9 protein-coding genes are annotated in these 14,508 nt (G+C 70.1%); 5 read left to right on the top strand and 4 right to left on the bottom strand.

From position 1 onward, the window contains the following. Window positions 1-131: 131 nt before the first annotated feature. Both G6N16_RS04595 and G6N16_RS04590 read right to left on the bottom strand, forming a co-directional pair. Window positions 132-1,457 carry an IniB N-terminal domain-containing protein gene (locus G6N16_RS04595; RefSeq protein WP_083033123.1) on the bottom strand — a complete coding sequence of 442 codons (1,326 nt, stop codon included), beginning with the start codon at window positions 1,455-1,457 and terminating at the stop codon, window positions 132-134. A gap of 307 nt (window positions 1,458-1,764) precedes the next feature. Beyond that, window positions 1,765-2,337: an Rv0340 family IniB-related protein gene (locus G6N16_RS04590; RefSeq protein WP_083033124.1), complete on the bottom strand. Its 573-nt coding sequence runs from the start codon at window positions 2,335-2,337 to the stop codon at window positions 1,765-1,767. Window positions 2,338-2,529: 192 nt separating this feature from the next. Between G6N16_RS04590 and G6N16_RS04585 the strand changes: the two genes are divergently transcribed. The 3 genes from G6N16_RS04585 (at window position 2,530) to G6N16_RS04575 (ending at window position 9,987) form a co-directional block, all read left to right on the top strand. Beyond that, complete coding sequence (locus G6N16_RS04585; protein WP_083033126.1) at window positions 2,530-4,476, top strand: Hsp70 family protein; 1,947 nt, start codon at window positions 2,530-2,532, stop codon at window positions 4,474-4,476. Beyond that, on the top strand, window positions 4,473-6,782 hold the full coding sequence (iniR, locus tag G6N16_RS04580) for an isoniazid response ATPase/transcriptional regulator IniR (protein ID WP_234806001.1): 2,310 nt from the start codon (window positions 4,473-4,475) through the stop codon (window positions 6,780-6,782). The genes G6N16_RS04585 and iniR overlap by 4 nt, the downstream gene beginning before the upstream one ends. A gap of 166 nt (window positions 6,783-6,948) precedes the next feature. Continuing rightward, complete coding sequence (locus G6N16_RS04575; protein ID WP_083033128.1) at window positions 6,949-9,987, top strand: (Fe-S)-binding protein; 3,039 nt, start codon at window positions 6,949-6,951, stop codon at window positions 9,985-9,987. 181 nt (window positions 9,988-10,168) lie between these two features. Here G6N16_RS04575 and G6N16_RS04570 read toward each other — a convergent pair whose 3' ends face one another. Beyond that, on the bottom strand, window positions 10,169-10,606 hold the full coding sequence (locus tag G6N16_RS04570; RefSeq protein ID WP_133052996.1) for a hypothetical protein: 438 nt from the start codon (window positions 10,604-10,606) through the stop codon (window positions 10,169-10,171). Window positions 10,607-10,728: 122 nt separating this feature from the next. On the opposite strand from G6N16_RS04570, the gene G6N16_RS04565 reads away from it, so the two are divergent. After that, window positions 10,729-12,015 carry a pyridoxal phosphate-dependent aminotransferase gene (locus G6N16_RS04565; protein ID WP_083033131.1) on the top strand — a complete coding sequence of 429 codons (1,287 nt, stop codon included), beginning with the start codon at window positions 10,729-10,731 and terminating at the stop codon, window positions 12,013-12,015. Between the two features lie 20 nt (window positions 12,016-12,035). Further along, a complete protein-coding gene (locus G6N16_RS04560) occupies window positions 12,036-13,268 on the top strand; it encodes a YibE/F family protein (protein WP_110810949.1) in 1,233 nt (410 codons plus the stop codon). Between the two features lie 144 nt (window positions 13,269-13,412). On the opposite strand, the gene G6N16_RS04555 is transcribed toward G6N16_RS04560, so the two are convergent. Further along, window positions 13,413-14,411: an aromatic ring-hydroxylating oxygenase subunit alpha gene (locus G6N16_RS04555; protein WP_163787773.1), complete on the bottom strand. Its 999-nt coding sequence runs from the start codon at window positions 14,409-14,411 to the stop codon at window positions 13,413-13,415. Between the last annotated feature and the right edge of the window lie 97 nt (window positions 14,412-14,508).

Genomic DNA, 14,508 nt, shown 5'->3' with positions numbered 1-14,508 from the left:
CCGGGAGGCTCCCCGCCGTCGCGGGGTTTGATCGCTGGGTTTGACGCGGTCGGTCCCGGCTTCCCCTCGGCTCCGCGGGCACTCGCTACGCTCCCGACCACTCCACCGAGCATCGCCGATCCGCCCGGCGGCTACAGACCCAGACCGTGGTGCTCGCTGCCGGTCAAGCCGGCGTGCCCACCGGCGTCGGCCACCGGGGTGGCGACATGCGCACCGCCGAACACCGAGTGGCTCGACCCGCCGTCGTACACCGAGTGGCTCGGCTGCGGCTGGTAGCCGGCGTTGGCGTCGTACCCGTGGTTGGTGCCCAGCACCGGCTGAGTGCTGTGCACCGGCAGGGGGCTCGGCGCGGCGATCACCGGCTGGACCGCGTGGTTGCCCAGCACCGGCTGCACGGTGGAGTGGTCCACCGCCGGCTGACCGGCGAGGCTGCCCAGCGTCGGCTGCACCGCGTGGTTGCCGTTGTCGAACCCGGTGTTGGTGGTCGAGCTGACGGCCGTGGTGTGCGACGGGTTGTAGGAGTCGTTGACCACGGTGTTGTGCGGCTGGGACACCACGTGCGTCGGGTTGGCGGTCGAGTTGCCGACGCCGGTGACGTGTGATTGGTCGCCGCCGACGGTGTTTCCGGTGTCCTTGCTGACGAAGGTGATCCCGCCGCCGCCGGCGTTGCCGCCGTGGCTGCTGTTGCCGATCCCGACGCCCAGCAGGCCGCCGCTACCACTGCCGCCGCCCGCGGCGCCGCCGTTGCCGCCGCTGGCGTCGACGTTCTGCAGCACCGGGCCGTCGTTGCCCTTGATCATCGAGCCGCTGCCGGTGTTGGTGTCGTTGCCGACGGAGTGCAGGACGCCGTGGCCCTGGTTGACGTTGGCGCCGGCGCCGGCCCAGGTGTCGCCGTTGGTGACGGAGTTGCCGTTGCCCAGCACCGCGCCGTCGCCGCTGACGATGTCACCGCGGTTGTTGCCGTTGATCACCGCGGCGCCGTTGCTGGCGGTGGTCTTCGAGCCCAGGGTGATGTCGCCGAAGCCCAGGTTGAAGCCGCCCTGCTGAGAGTTGGCCCCGGCGTACTGGTCCGGGCTCATGAAGGAGGTGGAGTTGTGGCTGGCCAGGTCGGTCTGCGCGGCGAGGGTGTTCTGCGGCGCCCAGGTCGGCGAGGCGACGTTGGGCGCATAGGTCGGCGCGTAGCCGGCGGGCTGTGCGTAGCTGTAGCCGTTGGAGAACCCGTTGTAGCCGTAGCCGTTGTCGAAGCCGTGGTAGTTCGACACCGCGCGCTGCAGGCCGACCACCGGGTCGCTGCCGAGCATCAGCCCGGGCACCGCGGTGCTGGCGACCGAGGCCAGCTGAACCGGGGAGATACCGCCCAGACCGGCGTCGGTCATGACCTGGCCGGGGGCCATCACGAAGGCGCTGGCGGCGTTGTGGTCGCGGAACAGGTTCAGGATCCAGTCGATGACGTTCATGGGAGTTCCTTTCGGGTCTCTTGCCGGGGTTCGGCTTGTGAAATACACGTTATGACCGCGCAACCGGTGTCGAAACGGGGTTACCACCCGTCATCCCGCACCACCCATTAGGGGTGTACCACGCCCAAACGTTAGGGGATTAGGGGCATATTGGGGGCACTGCGAATCCGGCTGCACAATCCCCGAGAACGGGAGAAACCGCAGGTAAATAGAGGTATCCAGGCAGCAAAAAGAGACGGCCCGGCAGCGGTACTCCGCTGTCGGGCCGTCGTTGTGCGGGCCTATCCCCAGGCACCCCCAAGGGGAATCACTGGTGACCGAAGATGTCGAACCCGCCGTGGCCGGGATCGACCTGGCCGGCGTCGTGCGCCGGGTGCGCCCAGTCCTCGAAGACCGGGTCCGCCGGGTGCGCGTCCACCGGGTCCGGAAGCGCGGTACCGATGCCGCCCACCTGGTCGAATGAGTCGAACGACGGCAGCTGCACGCCGCCGTCGTGCAGCGCGGAGACGGGTGCCGCGAGCACGCCGGACACCGCTCCCGGGTCCTGGATGACCGGTGTGTGCAGCTGATCGGCCACCACGCCGGGCACATGCGCGTCGAACGCCTCGAAGGCGGCGTGCGCCGCGCCGGAGGACCAGACGTTGCTGTCCACCGCGTTCAACCCCCCGACCGGGACGCTGTCGAGCCCCGGCGGACCAAATCCCGGCGTCGCCATGGACACCGAATCGGACACCATGGGAATCAGGTTGTTGACATCGGCACTGGTCACCCCGGTCAGATGCGCATCGGCGATGGCCTTGGCCGGGTCGGCGTGATAGTTCGCGGCGGCGGCCGGGTCGCGGACCAGACCCATGACGAAGTCCAGCAGTTCATTTGCCATGACGGACTCCGTTCAATCGATGCACAGCGGGTTACCACCGAAATCCTAGGTCGCCGGAAGCTGCGAGGGGATCGGGTTGCGCCCCGCCGCCCCGTGGCACCCCTTAGGGGAAGTACGGTTAGGGGATTGTCCACCCTTAGGGGTACGTCTAGGGTGGACGGCAACCGCGCAACGCCAACGGATGAGGTACCCATGGATTCCCTCGGGCTGTCGATCGGCGCCACCAATATGGTCGCCGTCCGGACCGGTCGTCCCCCCGTGCGGCGGCGTTCGGTCCTCACCCTGTTCGGCCACCGGCCCGCCGAGGTGGGCCTGCCCACGGAGAACGCGAAGGTGAGCGAACCGGGCGTGGTGGTGTGGGGTTTCACCGACCGGGTCGGCGACCGGGTCCCGATGATCGCGCCCGACGGCTCGTCGCACGACGCCGCGACGCTGGCGGCCGACGCGCTGGAATCCCTGGTCCGCGACGCCGGCGGCCCCGCACCGCGAATGGTGATCGCGGTCCCGGCGCACTGGCGGCCGGCCGCGGTGTCGGCGTTGCGCGCCCAGGTACAGGCCCGGCCCGCACTGTCCGGCTCGGGGGCCCCGACCGAGATCGTGCGGGACAACGCGGCGGCGCTGACCGCACTGGGCAACGCCCCGGGCCTGCCCGGCAGCGGAGTGGTGGTGCTGGTGGACCTGGGCGGCACCGGCACCACGGTGACCCTGGCCGATGCCGCAGCCGGGATGCGCCCGATCGGCCCGGTGCTGCGCTCGTCGCTCTCCGGTGACCTGATCGATCAGGGGGTGCTCAGCGCCGTGCTGGCCGGGCAGTCCCAAGCCGCCGGTGCCGACCCGATGGGCACTGCCGCCGTCGGCGCGCTGACCCGGCTGCGCGCCGCGTGCCGGACGGCCAAGGAGCGGTTGTCGGCCGACACCGCCGCGGTCATCTCCGCCGAGGGCGCCGCCGACGTGCGGTTCACCCGCGCCGAGTTGGAAGCGCTGCTGGCCGAGCCGCTGGCGGGTCTGCTCGACGAGATCGGAGATGCGCTGCAGGACAACAGGATTCCGGCGGATCGGCTGTCGGCGGTGGCGACCGTCGGCGGCGGTGCGGCGATTCCGCTGGTCACCGAGCGGCTGTCGCAGGAGCTGCGGGCACCGATCGTGACGACTCCGGACCCGGGTTCGGCCGCCGCTGCCGGGGCCGGGTGGCTCGCCGAGCGCGGGGTGCCCCCGCAGCTGATCGACGGCGCCGGGCCGTCGATCGCCGCCGCGGGTGCGCCGACGGGGCTGTCTCCCCTGGTGGCCGAGGCGAGCGCGGAGACCGGGTTGTCGCAGGCCGTCGCCGAGGCCGGCGCGCCGACGGGTCTGGCCCCGGCCGCCGGTGAGGTGCCCACCGGGATGGCCCCGGCGAGCTGGGCGACGCATGCCGGCGGCGAGGACGCCCCGGATGCGACGTCGCGCGGTCTGGCCTGGTCCGAGGATGCCGACGGCGCCGCGGATCCGGTCCCCTATTCCGGGCCGGACTACCCCGTCGGCGCGACGGGTGCCCGCCCGCCGGTGCAGTTCGACGCCCCGCCCGAGGAGCCGGAGCCGGCGGCCGCGCCGCTGCGCTGGTACCGGCGCCCGGCGGTGTTGTTCGGGATCGCCGCGGCGGCCGCGCTGGCCTCGGCCGGGGGTCTGGCCATCACGCTGACCGGCAGCGAGATGGACAACTCTCCGGTCACCACGACGATCACGCTGCCCAACGGCTCGGTGCTCACCACGGCGCTGAAGCCGCAGGAGAGCGCGACGCTGACCTACACCGACGAGAACGGATCGGTGGCCAGCTCGGTGGTGCCGCCACCGACGACGACCGCACCGCCGTCGAGCAGCCCCGAGCCCACCACGACGGAGCCGACCACCACCACCGAATCGACCACGGAGTCGACGACGACAACGACCACGACGACAACTCAGCCCACTACGACGACCACCACGACGCAGCCGACGACCACCACCCAACCGACCACGACCCCACCCACCACGCCACCGACGACGCCGCCGACCACTCCGCCCACGACACCCCCGACCTCTGCGCCGGCGCCGACGACGGCGCAGACCACGGCGGATACCGGGGGTGCGGCTTCGGGGCCGACCAGGCGTCGTCTGTTCCCGTGATCACCGATCCGGCCGTCGGTGAGCTGCCGCCGCGGGCCGCCGACCGGGTGGCCGAGCTGCTCCGCGATCCGCAGGATCCGGCGAAGTTGCTGGTCACCGGGGGTATCGGCAGTGGGAAGAGCGCCGTGCTGGCGGCGGTGCGCGACGGCCTGCGAGCCGCGGGAGTGCCCGTCGTCACCCAGGTACGCCCCGAGGTGGGATTTGAACCGTGCGGATCGGCGCTGGTCATCGATGACGCCGACCGGCTCGACGACGGCGCCCTCGCGGCGCTGGTGACCGTCGCCGCCGATCCGTACCGAACCGTGGTGGTCGCCACCCAGCCGCTGGGCCAGCGCCCGGAGCTGCGCCGGCTCACCGACGTGCTGGAACACGAGCAGACCGCGCTGGTGTTGCCGACCCGCGGTGCACCCGACCCCGACCGGCTGCGCCGCCTCGACGAACCGCTGCTCGACGCGCTGGCGCTGCTGTCCCTCGACGACCGCCTCGGCCCGGCCGATATCGCCGCGGCGCTGGACCTGGAGCCGGCGGTGGCGCGCGAGCTCGTCGACCGCGCGCACGGCACCGGGCTGCTGCGCGCACCCGCGGCGCTGCACGAGGCGGTCAGCGGGGTGATCGGCGCGGTGCGCCACCACGCGGTGGAGAGCGCGCTGCTGGAATCCCAACTCGCGCACGGCACTCTCGGCGTGCCGCTGGCCCGCACCCTGGCCGATCACGGCCGTCGGGACCCGCGGCTGGCCGAGCGGCTGAGCACCGCCGCGTCGTCCGCCGTCACGGCCGGTCATCCCGAGCAGGCCGCCGGGTTGTACCGGGCCGCGCTGGCCGCCGGGACCAGCGATCCGACCGTCGTCTTCGCCGATTCGCTGGCCCTGACCGGCGACTGCACGGCGGCCGCCGCGGTGGCCGACGGGCTGCTGGCCGACCCGGGCACCCGCGCCGACGCCGTCCGGGTGGCCGCCGCGGTGGCCTGTCACGACGGGAACACTGCTGCGGCCGCCGAACTGTTCGACTGGCTGCGCGGGACCGAGCCGGGCACCGCGACCGACCCCGAGGTCGGCGCGGCGGCGGCCGTCGTCGCACTGGCCGCCGGGAACCTGCCCGCGCTGCGGGCCACCGCGGCACCCGCCGAGGCGACGGTGCCCACCTCGGCCGCCCGGGCCGCGCGCAACCTGGCGGCCGGGCTGCGCACCAGCGTGGAATCCGGATACGACGCCGCGCTGGCCCTGTTCGGCCAGTCGGTCGGCGCGGCGCCGACGGTGGCGCTGCCCGACGACCCGGCCGCCGTCGTCGCACTGGCCGCGCTGCACTCCGGCGATCCGGCGCGCGCCCGCGGGGTGCTGTCCCGCGACGCCGCGCCGGCCGAACTGTTCGCGCCGCGCCACGCGTTACTGACGGCCTGGACCTGGCTGGTCGACGGGAACCTCGTCGCCGCCGCGGCGCTGGCCCCGCACACCGGGCTGCACCGGCGCGATGCGCTGTGGGCGGCGGCGCTGCGGACCGGGATCGCGCGGCGCAGCGGCGACGCCGGGGCGCTGCACCGGGATTTTTCGGTCGCTGTCGACCTGCTCGCCGAGTACTCGGTGGACGTGTTCACGCTGCTGCCGCTGGGCGAGCTGTGGGTGGCCGGGGTGCGGATGCGCCAGGCCGACCGGCTGCGTCATCCGCTGCGGACGGCGTTCGGGCTGCTGGGCGCCCTCGGCGATCCCCCGGCCTGGTCGCTGCCGCTGCACTGGGCCGGGGTGCACGCGGCGATCCTGGCCAACAATCCCGACGCGATGGCCCCGCACGCCGCGGCGCTGGCCGCCGCCTCGGCCGGCAGTGACTTCGCCCGCGCCCTGGCCGCGGCCGGACGCGCCTGGCTGCGGGTGTTGGCCCGTCAGGTCGACCCGGCGGAGGTGGCCGCCGCGGCCCGGGGGCTGGCGCAGTTCGGGCTGACCTGGGATGCCACCCGGCTGACCGGCCAGGCCGCCCTGGGCACCGACGATCCGCGGGTGTCGACGGCCATGCTGGCGCTGGCCCGTGACCTCAAACAGAACACCGACGAGTTCGACGCTCCCGCCGCGGAGGACCCCGAGCCGGGTACGGTCCCGTCGGGAATCCCGGAGCCGGCGCGGCCGGCGGCCCTGTCGGATCGGGAGCGGGAGGTGGCCGAACTCTTGCTGTTGGGCATGCCGTATCGCGACATCGGGGCGCAGTTGTTCATCTCCGCGAAGACTGTCGAGCACCACGTGGCGCGGATCCGGCGGCGGCTCGGCGCGGAATCGCGCAGTGAAATGCTGTCCATGCTGCGCGCAATGCTGGGTGCCTGAGGGACCCCTGTTGCACTGAGAGGTGCGACACAGCCGCTAGCAAGTTAGGCAATCCTAGCTAGCGCTAAGAATCTCCTAAATGTCAGTATGAGCTGATAGAAGTTAAGTTACCGGCGAGTAACCATGCCTAAGTTACCCTTGAGTAACAGGCGGACGGAGGCGTTTCGTGTACCTCGCAGACGGATCGAACCTCGAACATCTCGAAGAAACCCTTCAGCACAGCCGGTTGATCATCACGGCGATTGCCGCAGTCGTCGTCGGTTACTTCGCCGTCAAGCGCGTGCTGTGGCTGACCAAGCTGATCAGCTCCGGTCAGACCGTCAAGGACGAGAAGGGCCGCAAGAACGAGTTCGTGCGGCGGATGATCAACCAGAACAAAGAGGTCTTCGCTCAGACGAAGCTGCTGAAGTGGTCGATCCCCGGCCTGGCGCATTTCTTCACCATGTGGGGCTTCTTCGTCCTGTCCACGGTGTACCTCGAGGCCTTCGGCGTGCTGATCGACCCCAAGTTCCACATCCCGTTCATCGGCCGCTCACCAATCCTGGGCTTCCTGCAGGACTTCTTCGCCGTCGCGGTGCTGGTCGGCATCATCGTGTTCGCGATCATCCGCATCCGGAAAAACCCCGAGAAGCTCGGCCGCCAGTCCCGGTTCTACGGCTCGCACAACGGCGGCGCGTGGGAGATCCTCATCATGATCTTCTTCGTCATCGCGACCTACCTCCCGTTGCGCGGCGCGTCGATGATCGTGCTCAAGGAGGACTTCCCCTACAGCCGCGGCGGCGCCTTCGCCTCGGAGTTCATGGCCAAGCTGCTGGGCAACTTCTCGGTGACCACCAATGTGTGGATCGAAACCATCGCGCTGCTGGCGCACCTGGGCGTCATGCTGGCGTTCCTGCTGATCGTGCTGCACTCCAAGCACCTGCACATCGGCCTGGCCCCGGTCAACGTCACCTTCAAGCGGCTGCCCAACGCGCTGGGCCCGCTGCTGCCGATGGAGTACAAGGGCGCACTGATCGACTTCGACGATCCCGCCGAGGATGCGGTGTTCGGTCGCGGCCGGATCGAGGACTTCACCTGGAAGGGCAACCTCGACATGGCCACCTGCACCGAGTGCGGGCGATGCCAGTCGCAGTGCCCGGCGTGGAACACCGGCAAGCCGCTGTCGCCGAAGCTGCTCATGATGAACCTGCGCGACCACCTGTTCGCCAAGGCTCCCTACATCATCGAGGGCAAGCCGATGCCGCCGGAGGGCTCGGTCGACTTCGCGCACGACGAGTTCCCGCACGGCCACGGCGTCCCCGAGGACGGCTTCATCCGGATCGCCGGATCGGGCCCCGGGCAGGCGCTGCGCCCGCTGGTCGGCACCGCCGAGCAGGGTGGCGTCATCGATCCCGACGTGCTGTGGAGCTGCACCAACTGCGGCGCGTGCGTCGAGCAGTGCCCGGTGGACATCGAGCACATCGACCACATCGTCGATATGCGCCGCTACCAGGTGATGGTCGAGTCGGAGTTCCCCTCCGAGCTGGGCGTGCTGTTCAAGAACTTGGAGACCAAGGGCAACCCCTGGGGCCAGAACGCCAAGGAGCGCACCACCTGGATCGACGAGGTCGATTTCGACGTGCCCGTCTACGGCCAGGACGTCGAGTCGTTCGAGGGCTTCGAGTACCTGTTCTGGGTGGGCTGCGCCGGCGCGTACGAGGACCGGGCCAAGAAGACCACCAAGGCGACGGCCGAGCTGCTGGCCGCCGCGGGCGTGAAGTTCCTGGTCCTGGGCACCGGCGAGACCTGTACCGGCGACTCGGCCCGGCGCTCGGGCAACGAGTTCCTGTTCCAGCAGCTCGCCGCGCAGAACGTGGAGACCATCAACGAGCTGTTCGAGGGCGTGGAGACCGTCGACCGCAAGATCGTCACCACCTGCCCGCACTGCTTCAACACCGTCGGCCGCGAGTACCGTCAGCTCGGCGCCAACTACACCGTGCTGCACCACACCCAGCTACTCAACAAGCTGGTGCGCGACAAGAAGCTGATCCCGGTCAACCCCGTCGGCCAGGACGTCACCTACCACGACCCGTGCTTCCTGGGCCGGCACAACAAGGTGTACGAGGCGCCGCGTGAGCTGCTCGACGACTCCGGCGTGAAGCTGACCGAGATGCCGCGGCACGCCGACCGCGCGCTGTGCTGTGGTGCCGGTGGTGCCCGGATGTGGATGGAAGAGCACATCGGCAAGCGCGTCAACGTCGAGCGCACCGAAGAGGCCATGGACACCGGTGCGACGACCATCGCCACCGGCTGCCCGTTCTGCCGCGTGATGATGAGCGACGGCGTCGACGACGTGGCCGCCAGCCGCGAGGTGGATAAGGTCGAGGTGCTCGACGTGGCCCAGCTGCTGCTGAGCTCGCTGGACCTGTCCAGCGTCACGCTGCCGGCCAAGGGCACCGCCGCGGAGGAGGCCGCTGCCCGCGAAGCCGCCAAGCCCAAGCCGGAACCCGAGGCCGCGCCCGAGCCCGAGGCTGCACCTGAGCCGGTCAAGGCCGAGGCCGCCGCCCCGGCTGCCGCGCCGGCCGCCGCCGCTCCGGTCAAGGGTCTGGGGATGGCCGGTGCCGCCAAGCGTCCGGGCGCCAAGAAGGCCGCCCCGGCCGCTGCAGCTCCGGCCGCCGAGGCTGCCGCGCCGGCTGCCCCGGTCAAGGGTCTGGGGATGGCCGGTGCCGCCAAGCGTCCGGGCGCCAAGAAGGCCGCCCCGGCTGCTGCAGCTCCGGCCGCCGAGGCCGCTCCTGCGGCTGAGGCCGCTGCGCCTGCCGCCCCGTCCGCGCCCGTCAAGGGCCTCGGAATGGCCGGTGGGGCCAAGCGCCCGGGTGCCAAGAAGGCTGCCCCGGCTGCCGCCGCTCCCGCTGCTGCTCCGGCTGCTCCGGAAGCTCCCGCTGCTTCGGAGGCTCCGGCCGCCGAGAAGCCGGCTGCGGACGCGGTGCCGGTCAAGGGGCTCGGCATGGCCGCCGGTGCCCGTCGTCCGGGAGCCAAGAAGCCCGCCGCTCCGGCCGCCCCCGCTGCGGCACCGGCCGAAGCTCCGGCCGAGGCACCCGCGGAGGCTCCGGCCGCTGAACCCGCCGAGGCCGCCGCTCCCGCGGCGCCGAGCGCACCCGCCGAGCCGGCCAAGCCCGTCGTCGGGCTCGGTCTGGCCCCCGGCGCCCGTCGGCCCGGCAAACGCTAACCGCAACAGCCCACAAAAGGGGCGGGACCTTACCGGTCCCGCCCTTTTTCTGGCTCTTGGTGCTCTCGCCCGCTTGGCGCCGTCGTCAACGACCACTCCCTCGCCGACCGTGGCACTTTACTCACCGGACGAACTCACCGGACGAGTTGATTCCGCTCCAAGTTCGACGAGAGGGGGCGGTTCAGGCCACCTGATGGAAGCTGAACATGGTCTGCTGGACGACGCCGCCCGGGCACTCACCGTTGGAGTCGGCCGACATCACGCCCTGCTTGGTCTGCGGGTTGACCGCGTAGTACACCGTCACCGGCGCATAGTTGCCGTTCGGGCAGATGAAGGCGTCGGGCCGGGTGTACTGGAAGCGCCAGACCCCGTGGTCGAGGGCGATCGGAGCAATCCAGCCGACGTTGCTCTGGGCGGTGCCGGAGCAGCCGTCGGGCCCGCAGGTGGTGTTCACCGTCACCTGGGACAGGTCGGCCCCGTCCATCGCGAAGACGCCGTTGATCGCGTCGTCGGCCAGCGCGATACCGGCGCCCATCACCGCGGTGATACCCGCCACAGCCAGGCAGCCGAACACACGCGGGCCGAGGGTACGCGCGCGGAAAGCAGAGGAGATGTCCACCTCGCGAAGATAGCGCCCGAAACGGGCGAAACCGCTGCTCAACGGGCCCGTCGACGATGTTGTGGCCAGGTTGTCACCGAATCGAACCCGGAACGCTGCCCACCGCAACCTCGGAAAACCCGATGGACACCCGTGGGAGAATCGAACGCGTGACCACCCATCAGCTGCCCTCGCCGCATACCCATCAGCGGCAGCGCGAGTTCATGCAGTCCACCAAGTTGCAGAACGTGCTCTATGAGATCCGCGGACCGATCCACGACCACGCTGCCCGGCTGGAGGCCGAAGGTCACCGCATCCTCAAGCTGAACATCGGCAACCCCGCGCCGTTCGGGTTCGAGGCGCCCGACGTCATCATGCGCGACATGATCCAGGCCCTCCCCTACGCCCAGGGCTACTCCGACTCCAAGGGCATCCTGAGCGCGCGCCGTGCCGTCGTCACCCGCTACGAACTGATCGACGAGTTCCCCCGCTTCGACGTCGACGACGTGTTCCTCGGCAACGGGGTGTCCGAGCTCATCACCATGACCATGCAGGCCCTGCTCAACAACGGCGACGAGGTGCTGATCCCGGCGCCGGACTACCCGCTGTGGACGGCGACGACGGCGCTGGCCGGCGGCACCCCCGTGCACTACCTGTGCGACGAGACCCAGGGCTGGCAGCCCGACATCGCCGACCTGGAGTCCAAGATCACCGACCGCACCAAGGCCGTCGTGGTGATCAACCCGAACAACCCGACCGGCGCGGTGTACACCCGCGAGGTGCTCAGCGAGATCGCCGACCTGGCGCGGCGGCACCAGCTGATGATCCTGGCCGACGAGATCTACGACAAGATCCTCTACGACGACGCCCAGCACGTCTCGATGGCGAGCCTCGCCCACGACGTGCTGACGCTGACCTTCAACGGTCTGTCCAAGGCCTATCGGGTGGCCGGTTACCGGTCGGGCTGGCTGGCCATCACCGGGCCCAAGGAGCACGCGTCGAGCTTCATCGAAGGCCTGAGCCTGCTGGCCAATATGCGCCTGTGCCCGAATGTGCCTGCGCAGCATGCCATTCAGGTTGCCCTCGGCGGGCATCAGAGCATCGACGACCTGGTGCTACCCGGCGGACGGCTGCTGGAACAGCGCGACGTCGCGACCGCGGCGCTCAACGCGATTCCGGGTGTTTCCTGCGTCGCGCCGCGCGGTGCGCTGTACGCCTTCCCGCGCCTGGACCCCGAGGTGTATGAGATCCAGAGCGACGAGCAGCTGGTGCTGGATCTGCTGCTGCAGGAGAAGATCCTGGTCACCCAGGGCACCGGTTTCAACTGGCCGGCCACCGACCACCTGCGGATCGTGACGCTGCCCTGGGCACGGGACCTGTCGGCGGCGATCGAGCGGCTGGGCAACTTCCTTGTGAACTACCAGCAGTAACCACCGCTACCCTGTTGCCCGTGAGCCACCACTCCCACTCCCACTCGTTGGACGGGCCGTCGCCGCTGGGGCCGCTGGCCGCGCGGATCGTGGTGGGGCTGTTGGCGGCGATCGGGCTGGCCGTGGTGATCGGGGCCGTCGTGCTGTGGCCCACCGGCGCCAAGGTCGACATCCCGCTGCCGTTCCAGAACGGTTCCGGCGGCGCGGTGAGCACCGAGGCCGCGACGGTGTCGTCGACGCGCATGGCCGATTGCGGCAGTCCGTCTGGCGGGCGGGTGATCACCGGCACGCCGCGGCCCGGGCAGCCCGGCAGCGGGCAGTGCGTGCAGGCCGTCGTGTCGCTGACCTCGGGCCCGAACCAGGGCGCGGAGACCATGCTGGAATTCACCCCGGGCCCGGGCCAGCCAAATCTTGCTGCCGGGGAACATATTCGGGTTATCCGGGCCGTTGACGACGGGGGCGCGACCAGCTACGGCTTCTACGACTACGAGCGCGGGTTGCCGCTGGCGCTGCTGGCCCTGGTGTTCGCGGTGGTGATCGTCGCGGTGGCCCGCTGGCGCGGATTCCGTGCGCTGGTCGGCATATTGGTGGCGTTCGCGGTGCTGGTGGTGTTTCTGCTGCCTGCCCTGCGCGACGGGGCGCCGGCGATTCCGGTGGCGCTGGTGGCGTCGGCGGCGATCCTGTTCGCCGTCATCTACCTGGCGCACGGGGTGAGCCTGCGCACCAGCGCGGCGTTGTTGGGAACGTTGACAGCACTGTTGCTGTCGGCCGGGTTGTCCTGGGCCGCTATCAAATTCGTGCATCTGACCGGATTGTCGGAGGATCAGAACAACGAGGTCGCCCAGTACATGGGGCACGTATCGATCACCGGACTGCTGCTGGCCGGTTTCATCATCGGCTCCCTCGGTGTGCTCAACGACGTGACGATCACCCAGGCGTCGGCGGTGTTCGAGTTGGCCGCCGTCGGCGGAGACCGTTCGCGGCGGACGATTTTCGGCTCCGCCATGCGCGTCGGCAGCGACCACATCGCCTCGACGGTCTACACGCTGGTGCTGGCCTATGCCGGTAGCGCGCTGCCTTTGTTGCTGTTGTTCAGCGTGGCCGGGCGGTCACTGTCGGATGTGCTGACCTCGGAGTCGGTGGCGATCGAGATCACCCGATCTGCGGTGGGCGGGATTGCGCTGGCATTGTCGGTGCCGTTGACGACCGCCATCGCCGCCGTCCTGGCCACCCCACGGCACGCCCACCCCTGATCGCCCCCAGCCGCCGTCGTCCGCGGGCCCACCCTGTCCGCCGCGGGCCCGCCCCGCATCGAGACAGAATCTACGCAGGCGATCCGGCATGCTGCCCCAGTACAGATTCTGGATCAACGAGTCCGCGGGGGCGACGCGGAGTCGCTAGCCGGCCGCCCGATAGAACTGCCGGGCCCAGCTGCGGTACTTGCCGATGGGACCGTCGGAGCGGGTCAGCTTGGGATGCTCCAGATAGGTCTTCTCGTCCCAGATCACCTGATCGCGCTGCACCTCGTAGGACACGACGGCCAGAACGATCCGCGCCATGATCTTCTCGATCGGCGCCATCAGTAATCTGCCGAGGCGGCTCTTGGCGCGGCGACGGGCGCTGATCCCGATGTAGATGTCGGTCTCGCGTGGCCCGACAGGTGTCGGCAACACCATCTGGCGCACCGTCCACCCGCCCTGAATCGCGATCTCCACCAGCGAGAATCCCAGGCCGATCAGCACCGAGGTGAAGTCGAACCGGACCCCGTGCACCAGGGGAAGGGGCCGGGTGCCGCCGTAGGCCGTGTGGATCCGCGGCCCTTCGATCCGCATCGGCTCGCCAATGGTGAAGTCGGTGAACTTGTGCACCGTCTGGAAGTGGCCGTAGTCCAAGCCGTTCTCGTTGACGTCCTGCGGATGTGCCCGGAAGTGCAGCCGGTTGGTCTGGATGCGGTGCCAGTCGGGGTCGCTGTCCGGCAGGTCGAGCTCGAACGCGGGCGGCTCGTCCGCGGGACCGTAATAGACCATCACCATGCCCAGCACGTTGCGCACCGGAAGCATGTTGAGTTCAAGGTTCGGCGCCGGCGCATCGTACGGCGTATCCACGCACCGGCCGGTGGTGTCGAACCGGAATTCGTGAAACGGGCACTCGATGCAATCGCCGACTACCCGGCTGCGTTTGCCGAGGTGCGCACCCAGATGCGGGCAGTAGGGTCCCACTGCGGCGATCCGGCCCGAGTCGCCGCGGAACACCACGATCTCACTGTCGACGAAGTTTCGGGTGAGCACCGTTCCGGGGCGGAGCTCCGATTCGAAGGCCACCGCGTACCAGCTGTACGGGATGGGCGGAAAGTCGTCGCCGATCACGTCGAGGTTGGTTTTCTGCTGCGTCGCCACCTGAGTCCACATCCCTGATCGTCGTTACAAATCCTGACCCATCTGAGATGATGACACACGTTCTAATTTTGAACTGCAGAACCGCATTCGGACCATC

This window comes from Mycolicibacterium insubricum (assembly GCF_010731615.1).
Classification (GTDB): domain Bacteria; phylum Actinomycetota; class Actinomycetes; order Mycobacteriales; family Mycobacteriaceae; genus Mycobacterium; species Mycobacterium insubricum.
This window is presented reverse-complemented; position numbering and strand designations above follow the sequence as displayed.